Here is a 23,636-nt window from a genome sequence, read left to right as displayed (position 1 = left end):
AAATCACTAAATTAGCGACCTTTAGAAAAGAAGCATACAACAGTCTGATGTACAAAGAATATAAGCAGTTAAATTTACCCGAGATAGGTAAAGAGATTTTGACCCGTTGGGAACAGGAAAAAATATTCGAAAAAAGTATCAATAATCGTCCTGAAAGCAAGACCTATACATTTTTTGAAGGTCCGCCTTCTGCAAATGGAATGCCTGGAATTCACCACGTGATGGCACGTACGATTAAGGATATTTTCTGTCGTTACAAGACTTTGAAAGGTTACCAAGTGAAACGAAAAGGCGGCTGGGATACCCATGGTCTGCCCATTGAACTTGCTGTCGAAAAAGCTCTTGGAATCACAAAAGAGGATATCGGCAAAAAGATTACTGTAGAACAATATAATGACGCTTGTCGCAAGGAGGTAATGAAATATACCGATGTATGGAATGACCTAACCACCAAAATGGGCTATTGGGTTGACCTTGAGCATCCTTATATTACTTACAAGAATGAATACATCGAAACCTTATGGTATTTATTAAAAGAACTTTACAAAAAAGGTCTTTTGTACAAGGGGTATACGATACAACCTTACTCTCCGGCAGCAGGTACGGGATTGAGTTCGCATGAACTTAACCAGCCCGGCACCTATAAAGATGTTAAAGATACCACCATCGTTGCAGAATTTAGACTGATCAAAAGTCAGCTTCACCCAGCTATAGAAAAATTAGTTGACGACGATGCGGAGGATGTAGCATTCATTGCCTGGACGACCACGCCATGGACTTTACCGTCCAACACAGCTTTGGTTGTAGGCAAGAAAATAAATTATGTTAAGATCCGAACTTTCAATAAATATACCGGTGCTCCTGTATCTGTCGTGTTAGCGAAAGATTTGATCAGCAAACATTTTAAAGCGGAAGGAGAAAATGCATCCTTCCAAGACTATAAATTGGGCGACAAAGTAATTCCTTGGGAGCTTGCAGCAGAATTTGTAGGCGAAGAACTTGTTGGCTTGCGCTACGAGCAATTGTTGCCTTATATCACCAACGAGGACTTACAAGAAAATGCTTTCCGCGTTATTCCAGGCGACTTTGTTACGACTGAAGACGGTACCGGTATCGTTCACGCTGCTCCTACTTATGGTGCGGATGACTTTCGTGTAGCAAAAGAACATGGTGTACCGGGCATCTTGGTGAAAGATGAAAATGGAAAAGAGGTACCTACTGTTGACCGTACCGGACGTTTTGTAAGTGAAATCACAGATTTTGCCGGAAGATTTGTCAAAGAGGAATATTACAGCACAGAGGAACGTTCAAAAGAAGACTTCAAACCCACAGACGTGTTGATCTCTATCAAACTAAAAGAGGACAACAAAGCTTTCGATGTCAAAAAATATGAGCATACCTATCCACATTGTTGGCGTACAGACAAACCTGTTCTATACTATCCATTAGATAGCTGGTTTATCCGCACGACAGCAGTGAAGGAAGATTTGGTTGCATTAAATAAAACCATCAACTGGAAACCTGAAGCAACCGGTACCGGCCGCTTTGGAAACTGGTTAGAAAACTTGGTGGACTGGAACCTTTCGCGTTCGCGTTACTGGGGAACTCCACTTCCTATCTGGCGTTCAGAAGACGAAAATGAAGAAGTTTGTATCGGCTCCTTACCTGAATTAAAATCCTTATTGGAAGCTTCTTTGACCTCAGACGTTTTATCTGACGATGAAAAAGCGAAAAATAAAGCTTACTTGGATAAATTCGACACCGAGCAACTGGATCTTCACCGTCCATATGTTGACGATATCGTTCTTGTTTCTGATGCCGGACAAAAGTTATTCCGCGAACCTGATCTGATAGACGTATGGTTTGATTCAGGCGCAATGCCTTATGCACAATGGGGATTGGATCACGAAAAACTAGCCAAAGGCGAAGAGTTTCCTTTTAAAGCTGGATTTGATCATGCATACCCTGCAGACTTTATCGCTGAAGGAGTTGATCAAACACGGGGTTGGTTTTTCACCTTACATGCGATTTCTACAATGATGTACAAATCGGTTTCCTTCAAAAACGTGGTTTCCAATGGCTTGGTGTTGGATAAAAATGGAAATAAGATGTCCAAACGCCTAGGCAATGGTGTTGATCCATTCTCGACGATCGATCAATACAGTGCCGATGCAACACGCTGGTACATGATCAGCAATGCCGCACCATGGGACAACCTTAAATTCAATATGGAAGGATTGGATGAAGTCCGCCGTAAATTCTTTGGTACTTTATATAATACCTACGCTTTTTTTGCATTGTATGCCAATATCGATAAGTTCTCGTATTCAGAACCAGATATCGCTTTGGAAAAACGTCCTGAAATTGACCGTTGGATTATCTCCTTGTTAAATTCGTTGACCAAGGAGGTAGACGAATACTTAGCGGATTACGAGCCTACAAAGGCCGCGCGCGCTATTCAAAACTTTGTTGATGAACATCTCAGCAACTGGTATGTCCGTCTTTGCCGTCGTCGTTTCTGGAAAGGAGATTATACAGAAGATAAAATTTCGGCCTATCAAACACTTTATACATGTCTTGATACGATTGCGAAATTGATGTCCCCAATATCACCTTTCTTCTCGGATAGATTATTCCTGGATTTGAATTCAGCCACTAACAAGGAACAAGTTGAATCTGTTCACCTGGCGAATTTCCCGGTTTATAATGAAAGTCTAGTCGATAAAGATCTGGAAGAACGCATGGCTTTAGCGCAGGATATCTCATCGCTGACACTTTCTTTACGGAAGAAAACTTCCATCAATGTACGTCAACCATTAAACAAAATTTTGGTTCCGGTACTTGATAGTGCTTTCCAAGAAAAGGTAGAGAAAGTAAAAGATCTGATACTTTCTGAGACCAATATCAAAGATATCGAGTTCATTACAGATACCACTGGTATTATTAAGAAAAAAATAAAACCAAATTTCAAAGCTCTTGGCGCGAAAGTTGGTAAGGATATGAAGTTAGTTTCTTCGTCTATCCAATCGTTGACTATAGATCAAATCAGCACGTTGGAATCAACAGGCGAATTGGCCCTAGCAGGCACGCCATATACGATTTTACTGAGCGATGTAGAAATTATAGCAGAAGACGTTGAAGGATGGCAAGTAGCGAATCTAGGTAAATTGACCGTAGCATTAGATGTACATATCACCGAAGAATTGAAAAAAGAAGGTTTGTCAAGAGAATTGATCAACCGCCTACAAAATCTAAGGAAGGATAAAGGATTAGAAGTCACTGATAGAATTAACGTAAAGTTAACAGCTGCTTCAGAAGTGGTCAATGCTGCCAACGAAAATTTATCGTATATTTGCACCGAAATTCTGGCCGATTCATTGGTATTTGAAGATTCACTAACTGAAGGAGAGACCATCGAGATCGATGGCAAAGAACTTAAGGCATTAATCCAAAAAAATTAAATTATGGCAAACAACAACGAGAAAACACGCTATAGCGATTCAGAATTACAAGAATTCAAAGATATTATCTTGGACAAGCTTAGAATAGCAAAAGAAGAGCTTTCCTCGTTGACCGCAACGCTTAATAACAGTAATGCTAATGGTACCGACGATACTGCTGGAACGTACAAGACATTGGAAGACGGTTCAGCTACTTTAGAAAAAGAGCAAACAAATCAATTGGCTGCTCGTCAAAAGAAATTTATCGACAACCTAGAAGCAGCGTTGGTGCGCATCGAGAACAAAACGTATGGTATCTGTAGAGAGACCGGAAAACTGATTCAAAAAGAACGTTTGAAAGCTGTTCCACATACAACGTTGAGCATCGAAGCGAAAAACAAACAATATTAATTTTAGGCATTAAATATATGGTCTTTGCTTAGGCAAAGACCATTTTTATAACACAATGAAGGGTTATACGAAACCGATCGCGCTCATCGTAGCGATACTTTTAATAGATCAATTGTCAAAAATATGGGTTAAGCTCACAATGACAATTGGACAAAGCCACCATGTATTGGGCAAATTTTTCCAGATTCATTTTATTGAAAACAATGGAATGGCCTATGGTATGGAATTTGGCGGTGATTATGGAAAATTATTTTTGACGGTATTTCGTATTTTAGCCGTAGCTGGTATTGGATACGGCCTGCATTACATGATCAAAAATAAGTATAACCGTGGTTTCATCTTGAATGTTGCCCTAATTCTTGCCGGTGCCTTAGGAAATATCATCGATTCTGCTTTTTACGGTGTCATCTTTAGTGAAAGTACCTGGTATGATAAAGCAAGTTTATTCCCAGCAGGTGGTGGTTATTCTTCCTTCCTGCACGGAAAAGTGGTCGATATGCTTTATTTCCCATTAATTCAAGGCAACTTCCCTTCTTGGGTGCCCTTTTGGGGCGGTGAAGAGTTCCTCTTCTTCCGACCTGTATTCAACATTGCCGACTCGGCAATTTCTGTTGGGGTGGTTTTGATCCTGTTATTTCAAAAACGGTATTTCAAAACAGAAAAAGAAGAGAAATCCAGCATCCACAGTGAAATCGTTGAAGATTAACGAAATATCCCTAAAAGCCTTGTTAATCCCAAGGCTTTTATTTTTTTGTACATATAACCCAATACAACTATCTAAACTCTACTATTAGCATGAAAAACATTAGCCTACTTTTGACATTTTGCGGCCTACTAGGAATCCAAATAGCACAGGCACAACAGATCGAAGTTTCCAACTTAAAGAAACATATCTATTACCTCGCTGACGACAAAATGCAGGGACGGGGAACGGGCAGTAAGGAAGTATTTCAAGCTGCAGATTATATTGAAAAGGAATTCAAAAAATACAAACTTGAGCCTAAAGGTGAAAAAGGGTACCGCCAATCCTTCAAAGCCAAAGTCTGGAAAGTAAAAGTTGCAGACAGCATTCGCAATGCAGATAATATCATTGGATTTATTGACAATGGTGCAGACTTAACAGTTGTTATAGGCGCACATTACGATCACTTGGGAACAGGTCGTCAAGGAAGTTCAAAAGACTCCTTAGGAGTAGGCAAAATCCACAATGGAGCCGACGATAATGCCTCTGGTACTGCTGGTTTATTGGAGCTCGCACGTTACTTTAGCAGCAACAATGAAAAAGAACCCTACAACTTGTTGTTTATTGCTTTCGGAGCGGAAGAATTGGGATTAGTTGGTTCCAAATATTTTACGGAACACCCTACCCTACCATTGGAGAAAATCACAGCCATGCTCAATATGGATATGATCGGCCGTTATAATCCCAGCAATGGCCTTGCTGTAATCGGCTATGGAACAAGTAGTCAATGGCCAGCTATATTCAAAGATGTTCAGGCACCTATAAAATTTAATCTTAGCAAGGATGGCAACGGCGGATCTGACCAAACTTCATTCTACAAAAAGAATATACCGGTGTTGTTTTTCCATACTGGTGGACACCCAGACTATCATATGCCGACCGATGATGCCGATAAAATCGATTATAACGCTTTAAAATCCATTTTGGATCTAGAAAAAACAGTAGTTGAAAATATCATGAAACAATCCAGTAAAATGGATTTTATATGGACCAACTAAAACAAAAAAGGCGGATTTGTGTCTAACAGCATGTGATAATCTAGCTTTTTATATGCTCAAATACTATAACAGAGATTAGTAAATTAGTTTGTAGACATACACGAATAAACTAAACAGCGCACTTAAGACCCTGCAAACGAGTCTTTATAAACAGGTGCTTGGATATCATTTAATTATTGTTGATGAAAAAAATTCTAGTGACAGGGTCCAATGGATTCCTTGGCCAAAAAGTCGTTGATTTACTTGCTAAAAATGACCAATATGATGTTGTCGCCATTTCAAAGGGTCCAAATCGTAACCCGAATCAAGTGAATTATGCTTTCTTTCAGGTAGACCTATCGGATCGGGAAAAACTGACAGATTTTTTATCTGCACAAACTTTTGATGCAATTGTACATACAGCAGCTATGACCAGTGTGGAAGCTTGTGAAGCAGATCAAGCAGCATGTCAATTGCTTAACGTCGATCTCGTAGCCGATCTGGCTTCCTATTGTACTGCACATCAGACACAACTGATCCACTTATCCACGGACTTTGTATTTGATGGCAAAAAAAATGCGCCTTATGATGAAACAGATCTCCCCAATCCACAAAGTGAATATGGGAAGAGTAAATATGCTTCCGAACAAGTGCTTGTACAATCCAACTGTAATTATGCTATCCTTCGCACGATATTAGTATATGGGATCAATGCTGACCCCAATCGTTCGAATCTAGTATTATGGGCTAAAAGTAAGTTGTCGCAAAATGAACCCATAAAAGTAGTCAATGACCAATGGAGAATGCCTACCTTTGTGGATGATTTAGCTTATGCTTGCCAACTCGCTATTGACAGAAAAGCGCAGGGAATATTTCATATTTCAGGAGCAGAATTAATGTCGATCAATGAGGCAGTCTACAAAATTGCAGACTACTGGCAACTAGACAAAGGACTGATTTCAGAGATCAGTGCTGCCAGCATTGGACAGGCGGAGAACAGGCCACGGCAGACAGGCTTTGATCTGACTAGATCTAACGCTGAATTGGGTTATGTGCCGACGTCATTTATGGATTCTTTGGCAATCATAGATAATCAATTCAAAACGTTTGGACGATAATGACAAATAATGATATGATAGAGAAATTTGCGCGAGAGTCATACACTGAGATGAACGAATTGGTATTACCCAACGACACAAATACTTTTGGGAATTTGATGGGTGGCCGTTTATTGTATTGGATGGATATCTGTTCGGCTATTGCTGCTCAAAAACACTGTAGCAATGTCGTCGTAACAGTATCAGTCGACAATGTATCTTTTAAGCGCTCCATTAAACTTGGTGAGGTCGTCACGATACAAGCTCAGGTAACGCGTGCGTTTAATAGTTCTTTGGAAGTACGCATGGAAATTTTCGCGTCTAATTTACCGGAAGGCACCCGTGTAAAAACCAACGAAGCTTATTATACCTTTGTTGCTGTTGATGCGGATAACAATCCTAAAGCTGTGCCTGTATTAATTCCGGAAACAGATATAGAACACAAAGCTTACGAAGATGCATTACAACGAAGAGAACTGCGCCTTATTCTCGCGGGGAAATTAAAGCCTGAAAATGCAAAAAAATTAAAAGCGCTGGTCAGTCTTTTTAGCCAAAAGAACTAATGCTTGATGTTCATGACTTACATACCTTGTAAATAATCAAAAAGGGAAAACGATCGTTTTCCCTTTTTTTATATCCCCATACACTGGGTCGATTTATTTGCGCTAGCTTACGCGTTGCCAAGCGCTAAAATCCGATCAAATTCTTCTGGCTTCAAAGGCATTACAGACAAACGTCCTTGTCTGACCAAGGCGATATCCTGCAACTGTTCATCAGCCTTAATGGTTTCCAACGTAACGGATTTCTTCAGCGTCTCTACAGGTGCCAGATCCACCACGACCCAACGCTCATCATCTGTTGTCGGATCTTGATAAAATTCCTTGACGACTTTGGCCACCCCCACAACTTCTTTTCCTTCATTGCTATGGTAGAACAGAACCAGATCCCCTTCTTTCATAGCTTTGATATTATTCCTAGCTTGATAATTACGAACGCCATCCCAAAATGTACGGCCATCTTTATTAAATTGTTCCCAGCTATATTTAAATGGTTCAGATTTTACTAAGAAGTATTGCATGGTCAAATTTCTGTTAAGCGTTAAAAACTATTGTTGTGGCATTAAAACTTCCATTTTATCTGCAAAATGCGCACAGTAATCACGCAAGTCGCCAATAACTTTTTCCGCCATCGGATCACCGCCTGAAGAACGGATAAAAGAGTCGCCCAATGTTTGCAGCGTTTCATAGAAAAAACGTTTCATCTCATCGTAGGGCATATCTTTAGTCCAAAGATCAATACGCATTGAATTTTTATAATGTGAATCCCATAGGGCTAAAAACATCGCTTTTGCAGGTAATTCCTCCGCATTATTTCCATCTGTAGAAGACCACATGATATTTTCAGGCACGTTGTTTTCATCTAACTCTACCTGTAATTTTATTTCAGCTTTTTTCATTTTAATATTATTGAGCTATTTATATTGAGCTATGTTTTTTGAAACAGGAACTATATTTGCCATCGATTCACAACCTAACTCGTCTTTATTTTTAATTTTACTTCTTACCCAAAGGTTACTTTGACAATTAAACTGGTGACACAAACGACTACCAAAAATGCCAATTGTAATAACCACATTTTTTTATTTGGCTTTACAAAGACCCTAAATACAATATCAATGACGGTCAATATCAACAACAATAGGATAAATGCGCCCCAAGTAAATAAGGCCTTTTCGTCATTGGGGTTTTCCATAACAAACCAGGCAACAAGGCATGCACTAGCGATATTTAGTGGTGTAAAGCGCACAATAAATTAACGTTTTTTAAAATTACGATTTGTTCCTCCCGATTTTCCGCCTGCAGACTTACTTTTACTTTTTGCTTTTGGTTTAAATCCGGAAGCTCGTTGTGCCTCCCGCACTTCTTTCTGTTTGATAACGTATTTTTTCTCGTGAAAAGCACCTTGGAAATCTGGATCATCTTTCCGCTTTTGATTATCAATCTCTCGTGCAATATCCTGTTTTTCATGAAAGGGTGTTTTCTCTATAAAAACATCCTCTGGTAGTGCGTAGACAGGAATACTTTGCTTGATCAATTTTTCGATTTTGCGAACATAATATTTCTCAGCATCATTACAGAACGTGATAGCATCCCCCTCATTGAAAGCTCGCCCGGTACGTCCAATACGATGCACATAATCTTCTATAACAATAGGTACTTCAAAGTTGATCACATGGCTTACATTAGAAACGTCAAGCCCTCGCGCCGCCACATCCGTTGCGACCAAAATACGAATATTCCCTTCCTTAAACGCATTGATGGAGTTGATACGTGTATTCTGACCTTTATTGGCATGAATAACACGAACCTCATCTTTACCGTATTTACGTTCCAAAAAGTGGAAGACATTATCTGCTACCTGCTTTGTTTTACAGAAAACAATCAGTCGACTAAACGCTTCATCATCTTTCAAGAGATGTTGAAGTAAATTCAATTTTGTCTTTTGGTTAGGAACGACATATAGCGCCTGACTTACCGTCTTGGCTGGTGTAGCTTGTTCGGACACCTCAATAATGGTCGGAAACGCTAAGAAATCACCTGCAATTTTGCGAACAAGCTCACTCATTGTTGCTGAGAACAATAAGTTCTGACGTTTGCGTGGCACAATTTCAAGTACACGATGGATCTTACTAATAAAACCCATATCCATCATCTTATCGGCCTCATCCAAGACCAAAAATTTGAGTGATTTGACAACAATGTGCCCTTCGAGGTACAAGTCTAAAAATCGACCTGGAGTTGCCACGATAATATCCACTCCTTTTTCGAGTGCTTCTATCTGAGTTTTTGGTCCTAATCCACCATAAAGTACCACTGAACGCAAATCAAGATAAGTAGAAAACAACTTAATATTTTCTTCGATCTGCATGGCCAATTCTCTCGTTGGTGTCAAAATCAACGCACGCGCATCATTTCCCTGAGCATATTTTAGCTTCATCAGCATCGGCAAAACGAATGCCGCTGTTTTTCCAGTTCCCGTCTGAGCGATTCCCATCACATCCTGCCCGGCCAATATTGGAGTAATTGCCTTTTCTTGGATCTCTGTCGGTTGTTGATACCCCGCCTCCGCTATCGCATTTAAGATCTGTTTATTGAATTTAAAATTTTCAAATGATTGCTGCATCTTGCAAAGATAAGGAAAAGAGTCCATTTGACTTTCCTTGACCACCAATACGGTACACATTTACTTTCAATTGACATAAAAATTGGTAAAAAGCATATTATAAAGTCTAATATTTTGGTTTTTAAGAGAATTAAAGCATTTTTGTAGGGTATAAACAAACTTTTTATCAGGTTGATATGAAAAAATTATGGATGTGTTTGTTGTTCATCACAACAAGCTTTGCTGCATTTGCCGATGAGGGAATGTGGTTTTTAATGTATCTAAAGCGTCTGAATGAGTCAGATATGCAGAAAAAAGGGCTTCGCTTAAGTGCCGAAGAAATCTACAGCATTAACCACTCTAGCTTAAAAGATGCAATCGTACAATTCAATGGTGGCTGTACTGCTGAGATCGTTTCTGATCAAGGCTTGGTATTCACCAACCATCACTGTGGATATGGTGCTATTGCTGAACTTTCTACACCAGAAAATGATCATTTAACAAATGGTTTCTGGGCCAAATCCAAAAATGAAGAGTTAAAGCCTAAATCTTTGTCGGTTCGCTTTTTTGTGCGCATGGATGATGTTTCAAAACGAATCTTAGGTTTGGTCAACAACAAAATGGCTGAAGATGAACGAAAAAAAATCATTGCTGCTGAAATTGCCAAAATTCAAAAAGAGAATAGCGAAAATGGTAAATATGTGGTTGAAGTAAAATCATTCTACCAAGGCAACGAGTATTATTATTTTGTATACCAAGATTACAATGATGTCCGTTTGGTAGGAACACCCCCAAATAGCATTGGAAAATTTGGCGGTGATACGGATAACTGGGAATGGCCACGTCATACCGGAGATTTCTCAATTTTCCGCGTTTACGCCGATAAAAATGGTAATCCAGCAGAGTATGCACAAGATAATGTGCCTTTGAAACCTAAACATTTCCTACCTGTCAGCTTAAAAGGTGTTCAAGAAGGAGATTTCGCGATGATCTTAGGCTATCCAGGTCGTACCAATCGTTGGATGCCCGCTGGAGGAATCAATCAGAATGTTAAATTCGCTTATCCAGCTTGGGTAGAAGCTTCTAAAACAGGTATGGATGCCATGAAAAAATTTATGGATCAAGACCAAGCTGTAAAATTGAACTACGCTTCAAAATACTCTCAGGTAGCTAATTACTGGAAAAACCGTCAAGGAATGATTGATGCTTTGACATTACATAAAACTGCAGAATCTAAAGCAAAAGATGAAGCTAAATTTGACAAATGGGCAAATAAAGCTGCAAACAAAGCAGAATACGGTGATGTCATCAAAACAATCAACGAATTTTATGCTTCGACAAACGAGAAAGCTAGACATGACAACTATTTAATGGGCATGTTGCGTTCTAGTGCAATTGCAGCTTTACCGAACACAATTGGATCAGGTTTAGAAGTATATACTGCTGGAGATGAAGCAAGAAGAAATGCTATTCTTCCTCGTTTAAAATCTGCCATCGATGCAGGTTATGAAAAAATGTACATGCCGCTTGAAGAGCAAGTATTGATTGACGAATTGAATCTTTATGCTAAAAAAGCAGGAAATATTGCACCATATATTGCAGAATTGGCTGCTAAAAATAATGGTGACTTTACGGCTTATGTCAAAGAATCTGTGAAGAACAGCATCTTCGCTTCTGCTGAACGTTTGAACAATTACCTGGAGAACCCTAACGCTGAAATTTTAGCCAATGACCCATTGTATAAACTTTCTTCGGCCTTACTTAACAGATACCGTCAAGTAGATCCTAGCTGGAAAACACAAGACGACAAATTTGAAGGTGCTTATCGTAAATATGTCGCTGGGGTATTAGCGTCGAATCCAAAAGGTAAATTCTATCCAGATGCGAACAGTACGTTACGTTTAACTTACGGTTCGATCAAAGGCCTACCACAAGATCCTCGTAATGACGCTGACAAAAACTTTTACACGACGTTAAAAGGCACTATTGCGAAGTACAAAAAGGGCGACGAAGAGTTTGATTTACCACAACGTTTGATGGATTTGTACAATAATAAGGACTACGGTCGTTATGCCGACAAGAAAGGATATTTACCAGTGAACTTCCTAAGTGACAACGACATAACAGGCGGAAACTCAGGTTCACCAGTAATAAATGGCAACGGCGAATTAATTGGCCTAGCTTTTGATGGTAATATCGAAGCTATGGCTGGTGATGTGATCTTCGACCACAAGCTACAACGTACAATTTCAGTTGATATCCGTTATGTATTATTTATCATCGATAAATTTGCAGGAGCAACCAACATTATTGACGAACTTAAGATTGTTGAATAGTTTTTTTTAAGCTTTTTCGATAAAAAAAAACGAAATTTATTTTCTATTTGATTCGTTTTTGTATATTTAAGGAGTGTTTAGGAAAAACCATAAAAACTAAAATTATAATTATAAAAAAATGGAAAACTACGTAAAATTAAAAGAGTTAGTAGCTTCTATCGAAGCTGATGCAGACAAGTTCTTCAACAATGGTAATTCTGCAGCTGGTACACGTGTACGTAAAGGATTACAAGAAATCAAAACCTTAGCACAAGAACTTCGTAACGAAGTTACTGCTAAGAAAAACGACGGAAAATAGTTTTTTCGAAGTTAAACATAAAAAAGGCCTTTCAAATGAAAGGCCTTTTTTGTTGGCTTTTACAGAAATGTACAGGCCATCACCAAATTGTAAATCTTAATACCCAGGTAATCACCGAAAGAGGCCTTCAGTTTATCATAAACCTGCTGCCTGGTCAAGGGTTTATCTTTCTTCTTTAACAAGGTTGCCGATGAAGGGTTTACGGCTCCCAACTCCACCTTCGTTGCAAACATATTGTAATGCAGCTCTGGAACCGCCAAACCAAGGATCATCCCCGGTAGTCCATTAAAGGCCGAAGGACCTCCCGAAACAGGGATTTGATCCGTATAAAAAGCAACGACATAGATGGAATCCAGTACAAGTCCATTGGCCCTGCGGCAGGGATAACCAGCGATTTCACGGTATTCATTCGTGATTTTCCACTTGATCTTTAACGTCGAATCTGTCACGACAACCCGTTCCCCTCCTAACTCAAAGACAGAATTAAATGCTTTACTCTTCAAATTTTGATAGCCACTTATCCCTGACTCAAAAATTCCAGACCGCATCAGTCCGCTAACAACATCCGAATACTCTTCAGCAATATGCTCATAGAGGACCTCATCATTGGAAAATGTCAGTTTCTTTTGCAATACCTGATTTTCGGGAATCTGCCCGATCATTTCTTTGATAGAACTACGTGTATCCTCGTCTTTTGCATATGTTGCATAACGTTTGAGCAGGTTTTTAAGAAACACGGTTTTGTCATAGGTAATTGTTCCTTGCGTAGGAAAATAAGCATATTGTCCAAAAGCTGTGGCTCCCCAGAAAAGGGACAGCAATAGGACGAGTAAATTTTTGATATCTTTCATTTTATTTCGATTTTACGAGCATTTTATTTATTTCCCAAGTCAGCTTAACCATATAATATCTACTAATTGTGTTGTATCGGCGTTCGGTCAATAGTGTCCCGTTTTGACTTCTGTCAAAACCCACATTCTGTTTGAGGAGGTCATTAACCATAAAGGTCAATTCCAACTTTTCATCTTTTCGGAATTTTTTTGATAATGCGGGACTCAGCACAAATCGTTCAAATTTTTTACTGTACACCGCTGTAGGAGCCTGATAATTGTAACTAAAATCTGCCCGCACAATAAATTTAGCCGGAAGAAAGTACTTTAGGTTTCCTTCAGATGAAAACGTAAATCCCTTACTATCCTCCATTGCGCCAATAGAATTATCTTGGATAAGATAGCCTGGGGACAATTCAATACCAAAGTCCAAGCCTTTGGTAGTCGATCGTTGTAGACCATAATTTACCCCATAACGCTGCACCTTGGCATTCGCCAAAACAGTATTGACATAGTTATAATTGTTGCTGAAAGATACGGATGGTCCTCCCCCATGTCTCAATTGAAATTTTTTCCATAACTTGCCATAAAACATTGGCCTGATGCTAATTTGATTATTGCTATTATGATTCAAATTTCCCCAAACAAAGGTCGTTTTACCCAGTGAATCAATCGTTGTATTTTGCACCAATGCATTGTTTGTACGTGATGCACTTAAAAAGACACCTATAAACTTATCTTCCAATACAGAATAGGTTCTAAAGCTTAGGTTCAAATTATTGGTGTAAGATGGTTTCAAATTTTCATTACCTAAATATTCATTCAGCGGATCCAAATTTGACCGCAGTGGCTGGATCTGATTTAAAGAGGGCAAACCATTGGTACCCTGATATTCCAAATTGATCGATTTATTTTTTTGTATTTCATAATTAACATCAACCACCGGATTATATACAAAAAATGATCGTGAAAGTCTCGAATTCTCCATACGGTTTAATTGCGACAGATTACTATTTTCGAACTTATTCGAGACATTGACCACTAGCTTTTCCAGAGGCTTGTAATTAATTGCGAAATTATAGGTGTTTTTTATCGTTTTATATAAGAAATCATTGCTATACAAACTATCTAGTCTATCAAAAGTACCGGTATTCTGATTTTTATCGAAAGACCTAACTGCGTTGTTATTTCTGTTGAGATTCAATCCATATTCGAAAGAAAGGATAATCTTTTTTGAAAGCGGTTCGGAATAAGCAAATTCACCCCCAGTGGAAAAAGAGCTATTTTTAACAAATTTCTTCTGGTCGAGAGTCGAATCTCTTTCAGCATTCCCTTCTTTGTAAAATCTAAGTTTAGAAAACAAATCTTGCTCACCATCCTGTTTATTGCCCGATGTAAAATAGTTGAATGATAACGAACGGCCTTTCTTTTTAAAACGTCTTACATAGAGTGCTGAGGCATTATACTGTTCTGACCTAGAATCGTTCTTAAACTTTCGCATGTTATCGTTGATCTTTTGATCAAATTGATTAACAGTAGTTGATTGTGTCTCTGAAGAACTATTATCATGCCTTTTGTTTGCACCTGCCCAAACCGTTAAATCCGACATGGAATCGACCTTAAATTCATATTTCAAACCAATATTATGCTTTCTGTTTTCATTTGACGCCAACGTGCTGCTGTTGCTAGTCAATATCGTGTCGCGTGCCGCATTGCGTGTGAACACGCTGCGATCCAAATCAACATCGGATCGGATATGCTTATAGTCGATCCGCCAAGCATGTTTTTTGTTAGCGGTTTTATCTGAATATAGAAATCCCGTATTCAAGGACTTAGGAATACCTTCACCATTAAAATTATCGCCTCTATCGTAGTCTCCCCCCATGCTTGATACTTCCTCATAACTGAGCCCACTCTTGCCTGTATTACTTGCAATCAAATAAGCCGAAGCTTTAAACGATTGATTAAAATAGTTCAAAAAGCCCTGTCCAGCGTAGAATTTATCACTACCTCCACCAACATCCACTTTGCCGAATATTCCACGTCTAGCCTCCTCTTTTAACTTCACGTTGATTGTCTGTGTACGTTCACCATCATCAATCCCTGTTTTCTCAGCCTTATCAGACTTCTTTTCATAGACCTGAATTTTATCAACCATATCAGAACGAATATTCCGGCTTACTAAAATAGGATCGTCACCAAAGAACTCCTCCCCGTCAACAAGCATTTTCTTCACTGTTTTTCCTTGGGCAGTAATTTTTCCAGAGGCATCGACGGTAATCCCAGGTAGGACTTTCAACAAATCTTCAACTTTAGCGTTTTTTTCCACTTTAAAACTTCCAGCATCATATTCCGTTGTATCCCCCTTGATACTAATGGGCACCCGTCCCATAACAATGACTTCCTCCAGCAAGGTTGCGCTGCTGGTCATTCCAATAGACATGTTACTGTAATGCTGCCCTGGCAGGATCTCCGCGTAATATTCACCGTATTTCGGATAGGTTACAATGATAAAATATTGTCCAGTATCAGGCCGCTCAAGAGAGAACTTACCATTTTCATCCGAACGGGCAAAATTGGTCAAAATGGAATCTTTAGCTGTTAACAACATAATTGTTGCATTATGCAGCTTAAGCTGATCTTTTACATCAGTGATTTTTCCTTCAATACGGGATTGAGCATGAACTATTCCGCAGAAACAGAATAAAATAAGTAAAAGTAGTTGCCCCACTCTTTTCATAATATGGTTTGGATAGTATATAATTATATAAATAATAAAATTCGTGCACAAAACTAATATTTTGTTTCAGTTAATTTAAGTTTATCTCAAAAAAAATACAAGTAATAAAAAGATATTAAAAAAATAAAACAAACCATTGATTAACAACATAATACAAATTAAAAATCATAAAAAAAGCTCTTCAAAAGAAGAGCTTTTTTATCTAAACAGTTAGAAATACACAACATATTATGTGAACAGCATGCTGTGATTTTTATAAATTGCCAAGTTCCATAATAAATTGAACAGTTTCTTTATTCATGTGTTGAGACAGCACACCTGTAATCTGATCTGTCATGGCCTTTCTTGTCATTCGTTTTACCTTCGTATTCTCAAATTTCTTTTTGTCCATCACAACTGTGTTGCTGAGTTCAACTTTTGTTGCAAAATAAGAAACGTGCTGACTAGGTACAACCAAGCCTAAAATCATTCCCGGAAGACCATTGATGGACTCTGGACCGCCACTGATAGGAATTTCATTGCAGTAGTATCCAATGACATAAATGGAGTCCGGGGTAATACCATTGGCTCTTCTGCAATTGTAGCCAGCGATCTCACGGTATTCATCTGTGATTTTCCATTTGATACGCTTCATGGAATCCTGAACGATGATTTTTTCACCTACGATATCGTTGTATCTCAAAAAGGATCGGTTGGACATATTTGAAAGTGTTGCTGCATCAAAGTCTAGCGCAAGCATCATAATATACTGCTTAATCTCTGCATCCAGGCTCTCGTCTTTTACCGACTCGAACAAAGTTTCCGTAGTATTGAATTTCATTGACTTCTTTAACACGGCACTTTCTGGTAATCTCGGTACTATACGCTCAAAAAACTGTTTTGAGTTATCATCGGCCTTAGCGATGAATTTTTTACTTACGATATTCTTCATATACATCGTCTTATCGTAGGAAATAGTTCCCGATCGACCAAACAATGTATACTGTGCTTTAAGACCTAAGGCTGAACAACAGAAGAAGAGAAAAAAGATATATTTTAACATTGTATTTCGCTTAATATTTTATAAAAACATTTTTGTAAAATCCCATGATAGTTTAAGCATATAATATCTGCGTATCGTATCATATCGACGTTGGGTAAAGACAGAAGTCGATGCCGAACGACTAAAGCCTTTGTTCTGGTTAAGAACATCGTTGATCATAAAATCCAACACCAACGATTCATTTTTCAGGAATTTCTTGCTTACACCTGGATGCAACAAAAACTGCTCAAACTTCTCATCAAAAGCTTTGGTGGCCGCCTCGTAGGAGTAGGTATAATTGGTATAAACCTTAAATGTTTTGTTGAAAAAATACTCCACACTTCCGTTGGAAGCGAAAACAAAACCATTACTGTTGGTATTGCGTTCCAAACTTGATTTCATCAAACGATATTGTGGACTAAAATTCAGGTCAAAATTTAAACCTGTCTTGGTATCTCTCTTGAAATTATACGTAAAATTAAAGTTCGTCGTATTTACTTTATTCAATTGGTGATTGAACATATTATAATTATCACTCATATTCACATAAAACTGTGGCGAGTTGGACAGGCCAAGTTTTTTGCTCAGCTTGAAATAAACTCCGGACCACACATTCAGGGAAGTATTTGTCTTACCATCAACATTATTCCAAGTATATGTATTAATCCCTTTTAGGGTATCAATATTCTGCGTAATCGGGTTCTTTTCGGTAGAGATATTACCACCGACATAAACATAGTTTCCGGTCAACACACGGAACGAATTATAATTCAGATTTAATGAGTTTCTAAATGATGGTTTTAAGTTTTCATTTCCCAAATAGCGATTAATCTGGTCTGAGTTATCCAAGATCGGTTGGATCTGGCTTAAAGAAGGTAATTGATTTTTACCGGTATAGTTCATCCATAACCCCTTAGTTTTTGTAAAGGAATAACCTGCACTTACATTTGGATTATACGTAAAGTAACTTCTTGTAATCCCCTCGCTTGTATAGTTATTGAACTGTTTCAATTTGTCATTATTGAAATTATTAGCCACAGTGAACTTAAATTTTTCAGTTGTATGAACTACAGCCAATTTGTACCTATTGCTGCTTCTATCAAAATCGTAGTTATTACTGAAACGACGATCCAATTGAGTATAATTTCCGGCTCCATCAATATTGAAAGACTCCACGATGGAACTACTATTACTTTGCTCAATTCCTGTTCCCACAACAATATTCCAAATTTTGGATAAAGGTTCGGTATAAGAAATTGAAGCGCTTAGCACGTCACTTGTATTGTTACGCACCTTACTTTGATCTGTAGTTGAGTCTGTTTTTAAGCTATAATTTCTCAGGTCGGAATTTAAATGTCCAGTACCTTTCATCTCATTTCTTTTCCATTGACCATCAAATGTAAAAGAACGTCCTTTTTTCTTGAATTTGTGCGTAAAATAAGTACTAAAATTGAACTCGTTGATATTATTTTTCACCAATTCTCGCGTATTCTCAGCAATAGTTGTATCTGCATTTTGGCCGAACTGATAAGCCTCACGCTTGTTATCTGACCAAAGATTCTTTCTTGATGCCCCGCCTCGTATGGTTAAGAGATTTAACGAATCTAATTTCAGGTCATATTTCAGATTCGCACGATGCTGGTCATTTTCAGAATCTACATTCTTCACTGATTTGTTATTGATCAAACCGGTCGTAATCGTTTCATCATTTCCATCGCTGCTCAATCTTCCGTATTTATAGTTAATGTTGACTGTATGTTTATCCTTATCAAATTTATCCGAGAAGTTAACGCCCGAATTTATAGCCTTAGGTACACCAATAACCCCTTGTCCAGAAAAAGGATCCGTAAAATTAGACCAGCTCATTGATCCGTCATCACCATAGGAAACACCTGAATCACCACCATACTTTTGTGCATCCTGCCAGTTCATACTCGTGGTACCATTATTACCGAAAAGCCCATAAACTGATATTTTCTGCGATCCCTTAAACTTGTTCAACATCAATTGCCCCATATAATAGTCGTCGGTTCCACCGCCAAGAAGCGCTTTTCCGAACATGCCATTTTTAGAGCCTTCTTTTAGCTTTACATTGATCGTTTGCTCACGCTGACCGTCATCCACTCCTGTTCGCTCTGCCTGCTCGGATTTTTTCTCGTATACCTGAACTTTATCCACCATATCCGATCGGATATTTCGTGTCACCAGTGTCGGATCATCACCGAAAAATTCCTCACCATCTACCAATACTTTTTTGACTGTTTTACCTTGTGCAGTAATCTTTCCAGATGCATCAACCGTGATGCCAGGCAAAGCTTTCAACAGGTCTTCAACCTTGGCATTCTTCTCAACTTTAAAACTGCCGGCATCATATTCTGTGGTATCACCTTTAATTGTAATTGGGATGCGTCCAGTAACGATGACTTCTTGTAATAATGTGGCTGTATTTGTTAGGCCAATAGCCAATTTGGAGTAATCCACGCCAGATTGAATCTCTGTATAAAAATCGCCATACTTGGGATAACTCACAATCAGCACGTAAGCTCCTGTATCGGGCTTGGCTAAGGAAAACAGACCATTTTCATCAGATCTCGTAAAGCCTGTTAATATGGAATCTTTAGCGGTCAACAGCATAACTGTTGCGTCTGATAACTTTAGTTGGTCCTTTACATCACTTATTTTTCCAGCAATCTTGGATTGGCCCAAAGCCAAACCAGGAATAGCAAAAATGAAAAATAAGAGAATTTGTAAAACTCTTTTCATAAAATTGTTGGATAGTAAATTAATATCAATATAACATTAGTAGATAAAACCAATGTTTTGTTACAGTAAATTTAATTTTATTTCTTAAAAAATGGATTTTGGTTCATAGTTCCCCTTTCGAGCAAAATAAGAGGTCCTTTTTACAGCAGCTCAGATCCTATGTATTCATACAAAAGATCTTCACTATACCTGATAATGCCTCTTCTCTTGCATATTGATCAAACGCCACAACTGAAGACAGAAAAAGCATATCAAAACAGCAAAAGATAACTGGCCACCAATCTCACTATAATTTTTAAGATCCGGGGCAATGTCTGCAACTTGAATTTTGGCCATCAGATAATTATTGAACATCATGCCACAAACAGTCCCAAGAAGAAAAAATGTAATCGCATACTTTTTATTTGACAGGGCTCTCTCTTTATCTTTCTCGAGCGCAGCGATACCGTTCATGATACGTTGTTCAAAATCGTCAAATGGCATTTCTATTTTACTCATTTGCATAACTTTTTTGAATTTTTCCTGTTCCTTATCCATAATACTCTGCTTTTTTAATTAACTGACTTAAAATGATCTGCATATTTTTACGGGCCCGGTGCAAGATCACTTTGGTATTCGCTAATGTCCAGCCCATAATCTCTTTAATTTCATCCATCGACTGTTCTTCGAGATAGAACAACCGTAATGCAACAGACTCGCGAGCGGGCAGAATAGTGAGTGCATCGTTGATCATTTCTTTTCTTTCGTGTTCGATTATTTCATCCAATACGGAATCTTCATGCGACATGTCATGGTGGGATAGATCAAAATTGACCAACTCCAGTTTCTTATGACGAATGGCATTAAAAGCAACATGCACAACAATTCGGTAAAACCATGTACTAAATTTCGATTTCCCTTTAAAGGAAGACAGCGATTGATAGCATTTTATAAATGCATCCTGAACGGCATCTTCTGCCAAATGCTCTTCCTTTACAATAGAAAGAGCGACAGAAAATGCCATATCCTTATACGTTTTTATAAAATAACGATAGGATTCCACATCGCCTGATAGAACTTTTCGAATATAGATTTCATCCATTGGCGGGTTAAATATCGCGTTTTTTATCCAATCGGTTAGCAATTATCATTGCAACACCCGCAGAAATAATCAAAATTGCGACAGCAAGTGAATCTGGCAAATCAGTGTTCATGTAGTTGTCCAAAATTCCCACAATGAATAATCCTATTCCTATACCAAGTACTAAAATCCCGGGCTTTTGCCAATCTAGTGACTCTCTTTTCTTATTTTCACCTGGAATCTGTACAGCCACACTCCGATACCGCATAATAAAATAAACACACAACGTGATACATGTAAATAGTCCGATTCCTAAAATGGCCCCTACTGATTGCTTTTCCATAATTATTTGAATTAGTTTTTACATTAGTCGCAGCCTTTCCCGAAAAGGTTACAACAAATTGAGTTAAATGTCTCGATTTGTGTAAATTTGTTTCAAACACAAACAATATGCAAAACATTAAAGAATATGTAGAAGCAAACAAGCAACGTTTTTTGGATGAGTTGTTTGATTTATTGCGTTTACCATCAGTAAGTGCCGATCCTAAATTTAAAGGAGATGTTGAAAAAACTGCTGAATTTGTTGCTCAGAAATTGCGTGAAGCCGGAGCCGACAATGTAGAAGTTTGTCCTACCGCTGGTAATCCAATCGTTTATGGAGAAAAAATTATCGATCCGGCACTTCCTACAGTGTTGACATATGGTCATTACGACGTACAACCTGCTGATCCATACGAGTTGTGGGATACCCCTCCTTTCGAACCGACGGTCCGTGATGGCAAAATCTATGCACGTGGTTCTGCCGATGATAAAGGTCAGTTTTATATGCATGTAAAAGCCTTCGAATACATGATTAAAAATGATGCATTAGCATGCAACATCAAATTTATGATTGAGGGTGAAGAGGAAGTGGGCTCAGTCAATTTGGGCACATTTGTTAAAGAAAATACAGAAAGACTGAAAGCTGATGTTATTGTTATTTCCGATACATCGATGATCAGCATGGCTCAACCATCGTTAGAAACTGGCTTACGTGGACTTTCTTATGTTGAAGTTGAAGTTACAGGGCCTAATAGAGATTTACACTCCGGCGTATATGGTGGAGCAGTAGCCAATCCGGCGACGATATTAGCAAAACTGATTGCATCATTACATGACGAAAATAATCATATCGCTATCCCTGGATTTTATGATGATGTTGTCGAATTGACGGCTGAAGAACGTAAAGCATTAAATGAAGCACCTTTTGACATTGAAGCATACAAAACTGACCTGGGTATCCAAAATATCTGGGGAGAAAAGGGTTTCACAACATTAGAACGCACCGGTATTCGCCCAACCTTAGAAGTAAATGGTATTTGGGGTGGTTATATCGGTGAAGGCGCCAAAACAGTATTGCCTTCAAAAGCGAATGCAAAAATTTCAATGCGTCTTGTACCAAACCAAAACTCTCACCGTATTACGGAGCGTTTCAAAAAACATTTTGAATCTATTGCACCAGATTATGTGAAAGTAGAAGTTAAACCTCATCATGGTGGTGAACCTGTCGTCACACCGACCGACAGTGTTGCTTACAAAGCGGCAGAAAAAGCCCTACATGACACCTTTGGTGTTAAACCTATCCCAACGCGTGGTGGTGGTTCAATTCCAATCGTCGCTCTTTTTGAAGAAGTATTGGGTTTAAAGACTGTACTCTTAGGCTTCGGACTAGATAGTGACAACCTACACTCTCCCAATGAAAAGTATGGTATTGAGAATTACCTTATGGGAATATCAACAATTCCTTTATTTCATAAATATTACGCGGAACTAAGCAAATAATTTAGTTTTTCATTAGATAAAGGGTTATTTTTAAATTTTAGAAATAACCCTTTATCGTTTTATGGATTTTGATTTTCGTTTAATTGTATTTTACACTGCGGCTCAGCACCTTAATTTCACCAAAACGGCTTCGGCCCTTTTCATCTCACAACCAGCCGTAAGCAAAAACATCCAAGAACTAGAGAAGAAACTTAGCGTACCACTCTTCGAAAGAAAGGGCAACAATCTTAATTTAACCGATTCAGGTCAAATTCTCTATAAATATGCCCAACAGATTATCAATCTGTATAATCAGGCGGGCCAAGAAATACAGGAGTTGCAGGAAGTGCGAAAAGGAAATCTGGTCTTAGGAGCCAGCACAACCATCTCCCAATATGTTTTACCTGCTCTGCTTGCCGATTTTCTATCCCAATATCCCAACAACCGTATCCAGTCTTTTCAATCCAATAGCCGCAGTATTGAGGAGCAGCTTATCGACAAAACATTGGATTTAGGTATCACGGAGGGGTCTACCGACAACCGGGCGCTGAAATACATTCCTTTTATGAAGGATGAGCTAGTTCTGGTCACAAATAGCCAAAACCCACTATTAGCTCAATTAAAAAATCCAATATTATCCGATATCACGCGCTTACCTTTGGTACTACGCGAGCAGGGCTCAGGTACACGAACAATTATTGAGAATGCACTAAAAGATAAAAGCATTAATCTATCCGAAGTACAGATAGAAATGATCTTGCCTTCAACAGAGAGTATCAAAGGCTACCTTGCTCGTCGCAACAGCTTTGCTTTTTTATCTATTCATACAGTGCAAAAAGAAGTGTTAAATAATCTATTGACCATTGTTGATATTCCACAATTGACAATAGAACGTTATTTCTATTTTACCCATTTATATGGAGGCCTTGCCGGTACGCCCAACCAGTTTCTGCAATTCT

General features: G+C 38.4%; 21 protein-coding genes. 10 read left to right on the top strand and 11 right to left on the bottom strand.

Features of this window, described 5'->3' with window-relative positions; translation table 11 throughout:
- The first annotated feature begins 47 nt into the window (after window positions 1-47).
- From ileS to B2X72_RS22830, 6 genes are all read left to right on the top strand, one after another.
- Window positions 48-3,461 carry an isoleucine--tRNA ligase gene (gene ileS / locus B2X72_RS22855; RefSeq protein WP_088160291.1) on the top strand — a complete coding sequence of 1,138 codons (3,414 nt, stop codon included), beginning with the start codon at window positions 48-50 and terminating at the stop codon, window positions 3,459-3,461.
- A 3-nt stretch (window positions 3,462-3,464) separates the two neighbouring features.
- Window positions 3,465-3,851, top strand: a complete 387-nt coding sequence (locus tag B2X72_RS22850; protein WP_046674049.1) for a TraR/DksA family transcriptional regulator — start codon at window positions 3,465-3,467, stop codon at window positions 3,849-3,851.
- 55 nt (window positions 3,852-3,906) lie between these two features.
- A complete protein-coding gene (locus B2X72_RS22845; RefSeq protein ID WP_075991120.1) occupies window positions 3,907-4,557 on the top strand; it encodes a lipoprotein signal peptidase in 651 nt (216 codons plus the stop codon).
- An 89-nt stretch (window positions 4,558-4,646) separates the two neighbouring features.
- The gene (locus B2X72_RS22840; RefSeq protein ID WP_088160290.1) at window positions 4,647-5,591 is read left to right on the top strand and encodes a M20/M25/M40 family metallo-hydrolase; all 945 of its coding nucleotides are present in this window, start codon (window positions 4,647-4,649) and stop codon (window positions 5,589-5,591) included.
- A gap of 182 nt (window positions 5,592-5,773) precedes the next feature.
- Window positions 5,774-6,688, top strand: coding sequence for an SDR family oxidoreductase (locus B2X72_RS22835; protein ID WP_088160289.1), 915 nt, complete (start codon window positions 5,774-5,776; stop codon window positions 6,686-6,688).
- Window positions 6,689-6,702: 14 nt separating this feature from the next.
- A complete protein-coding gene (locus B2X72_RS22830; RefSeq protein WP_046674180.1) occupies window positions 6,703-7,230 on the top strand; it encodes an acyl-CoA thioesterase in 528 nt (175 codons plus the stop codon).
- A gap of 107 nt (window positions 7,231-7,337) precedes the next feature.
- Here B2X72_RS22830 and B2X72_RS22825 read toward each other — a convergent pair whose 3' ends face one another.
- The 4 genes from B2X72_RS22825 to B2X72_RS22810 all read right to left on the bottom strand — a co-directional run bounded on the left by B2X72_RS22825 (window position 7,338) and on the right by B2X72_RS22810 (window position 9,850).
- A complete protein-coding gene (locus B2X72_RS22825) occupies window positions 7,338-7,745 on the bottom strand; it encodes an EVE domain-containing protein (protein WP_075991117.1) in 408 nt (135 codons plus the stop codon).
- A 27-nt stretch (window positions 7,746-7,772) separates the two neighbouring features.
- Window positions 7,773-8,123, bottom strand: coding sequence for a gliding motility protein GldC (gene gldC, locus B2X72_RS22820; protein ID WP_088160288.1), 351 nt, complete (start codon window positions 8,121-8,123; stop codon window positions 7,773-7,775).
- Window positions 8,124-8,227: 104 nt separating this feature from the next.
- Window positions 8,228-8,473 (bottom strand): hypothetical protein, encoded by a 246-nt coding sequence (locus tag B2X72_RS22815; RefSeq protein ID WP_075991115.1) that lies wholly within the window; start codon window positions 8,471-8,473, stop codon window positions 8,228-8,230.
- 6 nt (window positions 8,474-8,479) lie between these two features.
- Complete coding sequence (locus tag B2X72_RS22810; protein WP_088163450.1) at window positions 8,480-9,850, bottom strand: DEAD/DEAH box helicase; 1,371 nt, start codon at window positions 9,848-9,850, stop codon at window positions 8,480-8,482.
- A 176-nt stretch (window positions 9,851-10,026) separates the two neighbouring features.
- On the opposite strand from B2X72_RS22810, the gene B2X72_RS22805 reads away from it, so the two are divergent.
- Both B2X72_RS22805 and B2X72_RS22800 read left to right on the top strand, forming a co-directional pair.
- Window positions 10,027-12,165, top strand: a complete 2,139-nt coding sequence (locus B2X72_RS22805) for a S46 family peptidase (RefSeq protein WP_088160287.1) — start codon at window positions 10,027-10,029, stop codon at window positions 12,163-12,165.
- A 118-nt stretch (window positions 12,166-12,283) separates the two neighbouring features.
- The gene (locus B2X72_RS22800; protein WP_070562307.1) at window positions 12,284-12,463 is read left to right on the top strand and encodes a histone H1; all 180 of its coding nucleotides are present in this window, start codon (window positions 12,284-12,286) and stop codon (window positions 12,461-12,463) included.
- Window positions 12,464-12,522: 59 nt separating this feature from the next.
- Here the strand turns inward: B2X72_RS22800 and B2X72_RS22795 are convergent, their stop codons facing one another.
- The 7 genes from B2X72_RS22795 to B2X72_RS22765 all read right to left on the bottom strand — a co-directional run bounded on the left by B2X72_RS22795 (window position 12,523) and on the right by B2X72_RS22765 (window position 21,220).
- Window positions 12,523-13,314 (bottom strand): GLPGLI family protein, encoded by a 792-nt coding sequence (locus B2X72_RS22795; protein ID WP_286851580.1) that lies wholly within the window; start codon window positions 13,312-13,314, stop codon window positions 12,523-12,525.
- A 1-nt stretch (window position 13,315) separates the two neighbouring features.
- On the bottom strand, window positions 13,316-16,033 hold the full coding sequence (locus tag B2X72_RS22790) for an outer membrane beta-barrel protein (protein ID WP_286851579.1): 2,718 nt from the start codon (window positions 16,031-16,033) through the stop codon (window positions 13,316-13,318).
- 253 nt (window positions 16,034-16,286) lie between these two features.
- A complete protein-coding gene (locus B2X72_RS22785; protein ID WP_286851578.1) occupies window positions 16,287-17,075 on the bottom strand; it encodes a GLPGLI family protein in 789 nt (262 codons plus the stop codon).
- Between the two features lie 18 nt (window positions 17,076-17,093).
- The gene (locus B2X72_RS22780; protein ID WP_286851576.1) at window positions 17,094-19,817 is read right to left on the bottom strand and encodes an outer membrane beta-barrel protein; all 2,724 of its coding nucleotides are present in this window, start codon (window positions 19,815-19,817) and stop codon (window positions 17,094-17,096) included.
- Between the two features lie 183 nt (window positions 19,818-20,000).
- Window positions 20,001-20,354 carry a hypothetical protein gene (locus B2X72_RS22775; RefSeq protein ID WP_286851575.1) on the bottom strand — a complete coding sequence of 118 codons (354 nt, stop codon included), beginning with the start codon at window positions 20,352-20,354 and terminating at the stop codon, window positions 20,001-20,003.
- Entirely contained in the window at window positions 20,347-20,898 is a 552-nt protein-coding gene (locus B2X72_RS22770) for an RNA polymerase sigma factor (RefSeq protein ID WP_075991109.1), read from the bottom strand. The genes B2X72_RS22775 and B2X72_RS22770 overlap by 8 nt, the downstream gene beginning before the upstream one ends.
- 7 nt (window positions 20,899-20,905) lie before the next feature.
- Complete coding sequence (locus B2X72_RS22765) at window positions 20,906-21,220, bottom strand: hypothetical protein (protein WP_145327816.1); 315 nt, start codon at window positions 21,218-21,220, stop codon at window positions 20,906-20,908.
- Between the two features lie 107 nt (window positions 21,221-21,327).
- Between B2X72_RS22765 and B2X72_RS22760 the strand changes: the two genes are divergently transcribed.
- Window positions 21,328-22,698: a dipeptidase gene (locus B2X72_RS22760; protein WP_286851573.1), complete on the top strand. Its 1,371-nt coding sequence runs from the start codon at window positions 21,328-21,330 to the stop codon at window positions 22,696-22,698.
- A gap of 61 nt (window positions 22,699-22,759) precedes the next feature.
- Window positions 22,760-23,636 (top strand): LysR family transcriptional regulator (locus B2X72_RS22755; protein WP_286851572.1); only part of this gene is annotated, 877 nt, incomplete at its 3' end.

It is taken from the genome of Sphingobacterium sp. UBA7253 (assembly GCF_002472745.1).
GTDB lineage: Bacteria > Bacteroidota > Bacteroidia > Sphingobacteriales > Sphingobacteriaceae > Sphingobacterium > Sphingobacterium siyangense.
The sequence above is the reverse complement of the archived record's forward strand: the minus strand, read 5'-3'. Positions and strand labels throughout refer to the sequence as shown.

Excerpts from the sequence above, each read along its gene's own strand:
- ileS (WP_088160291.1), top strand. The coding sequence starts at position 48 with ATGTACAAAGAATATAAGCAGTTAAATTTACCCGAGATAGGTAAAGAG.
- B2X72_RS22850 (WP_046674049.1), top strand. The coding sequence starts at position 3,465 with ATGGCAAACAACAACGAGAAAACACGCTATAGCGATTCAGAATTACAA.
- B2X72_RS22845 (WP_075991120.1), top strand. The coding sequence starts at position 3,907 with ATGAAGGGTTATACGAAACCGATCGCGCTCATCGTAGCGATACTTTTA.
- B2X72_RS22840 (WP_088160290.1), top strand. The coding sequence starts at position 4,647 with ATGAAAAACATTAGCCTACTTTTGACATTTTGCGGCCTACTAGGAATC.
- B2X72_RS22835 (WP_088160289.1), top strand. The coding sequence starts at position 5,774 with ATGAAAAAAATTCTAGTGACAGGGTCCAATGGATTCCTTGGCCAAAAA.
- B2X72_RS22830 (WP_046674180.1), top strand. The coding sequence starts at position 6,703 with ATGATAGAGAAATTTGCGCGAGAGTCATACACTGAGATGAACGAATTG.
- B2X72_RS22825 (WP_075991117.1), bottom strand. The coding sequence starts at position 7,745 with ATGCAATACTTCTTAGTAAAATCTGAACCATTTAAATATAGCTGGGAA.
- gldC (WP_088160288.1), bottom strand. The coding sequence starts at position 8,123 with ATGAAAAAAGCTGAAATAAAATTACAGGTAGAGTTAGATGAAAACAAC.
- B2X72_RS22810 (WP_088163450.1), bottom strand. The coding sequence starts at position 9,850 with ATGCAGCAATCATTTGAAAATTTTAAATTCAATAAACAGATCTTAAAT.
- B2X72_RS22805 (WP_088160287.1), top strand. The coding sequence starts at position 10,027 with ATGAAAAAATTATGGATGTGTTTGTTGTTCATCACAACAAGCTTTGCT.
- B2X72_RS22800 (WP_070562307.1), top strand. The coding sequence starts at position 12,284 with ATGGAAAACTACGTAAAATTAAAAGAGTTAGTAGCTTCTATCGAAGCT.
- B2X72_RS22795 (WP_286851580.1), bottom strand. The coding sequence starts at position 13,314 with ATGAAAGATATCAAAAATTTACTCGTCCTATTGCTGTCCCTTTTCTGG.
- B2X72_RS22790 (WP_286851579.1), bottom strand. The coding sequence starts at position 16,033 with ATGAAAAGAGTGGGGCAACTACTTTTACTTATTTTATTCTGTTTCTGC.
- B2X72_RS22785 (WP_286851578.1), bottom strand. The coding sequence starts at position 17,075 with ATGTTAAAATATATCTTTTTTCTCTTCTTCTGTTGTTCAGCCTTAGGT.
- B2X72_RS22780 (WP_286851576.1), bottom strand. The coding sequence starts at position 19,817 with ATGAAAAGAGTTTTACAAATTCTCTTATTTTTCATTTTTGCTATTCCT.
- B2X72_RS22775 (WP_286851575.1), bottom strand. The coding sequence starts at position 20,354 with ATGGATAAGGAACAGGAAAAATTCAAAAAAGTTATGCAAATGAGTAAA.
- B2X72_RS22770 (WP_075991109.1), bottom strand. The coding sequence starts at position 20,898 with ATGGATGAAATCTATATTCGAAAAGTTCTATCAGGCGATGTGGAATCC.
- B2X72_RS22765 (WP_145327816.1), bottom strand. The coding sequence starts at position 21,220 with ATGGAAAAGCAATCAGTAGGGGCCATTTTAGGAATCGGACTATTTACA.
- B2X72_RS22760 (WP_286851573.1), top strand. The coding sequence starts at position 21,328 with ATGCAAAACATTAAAGAATATGTAGAAGCAAACAAGCAACGTTTTTTG.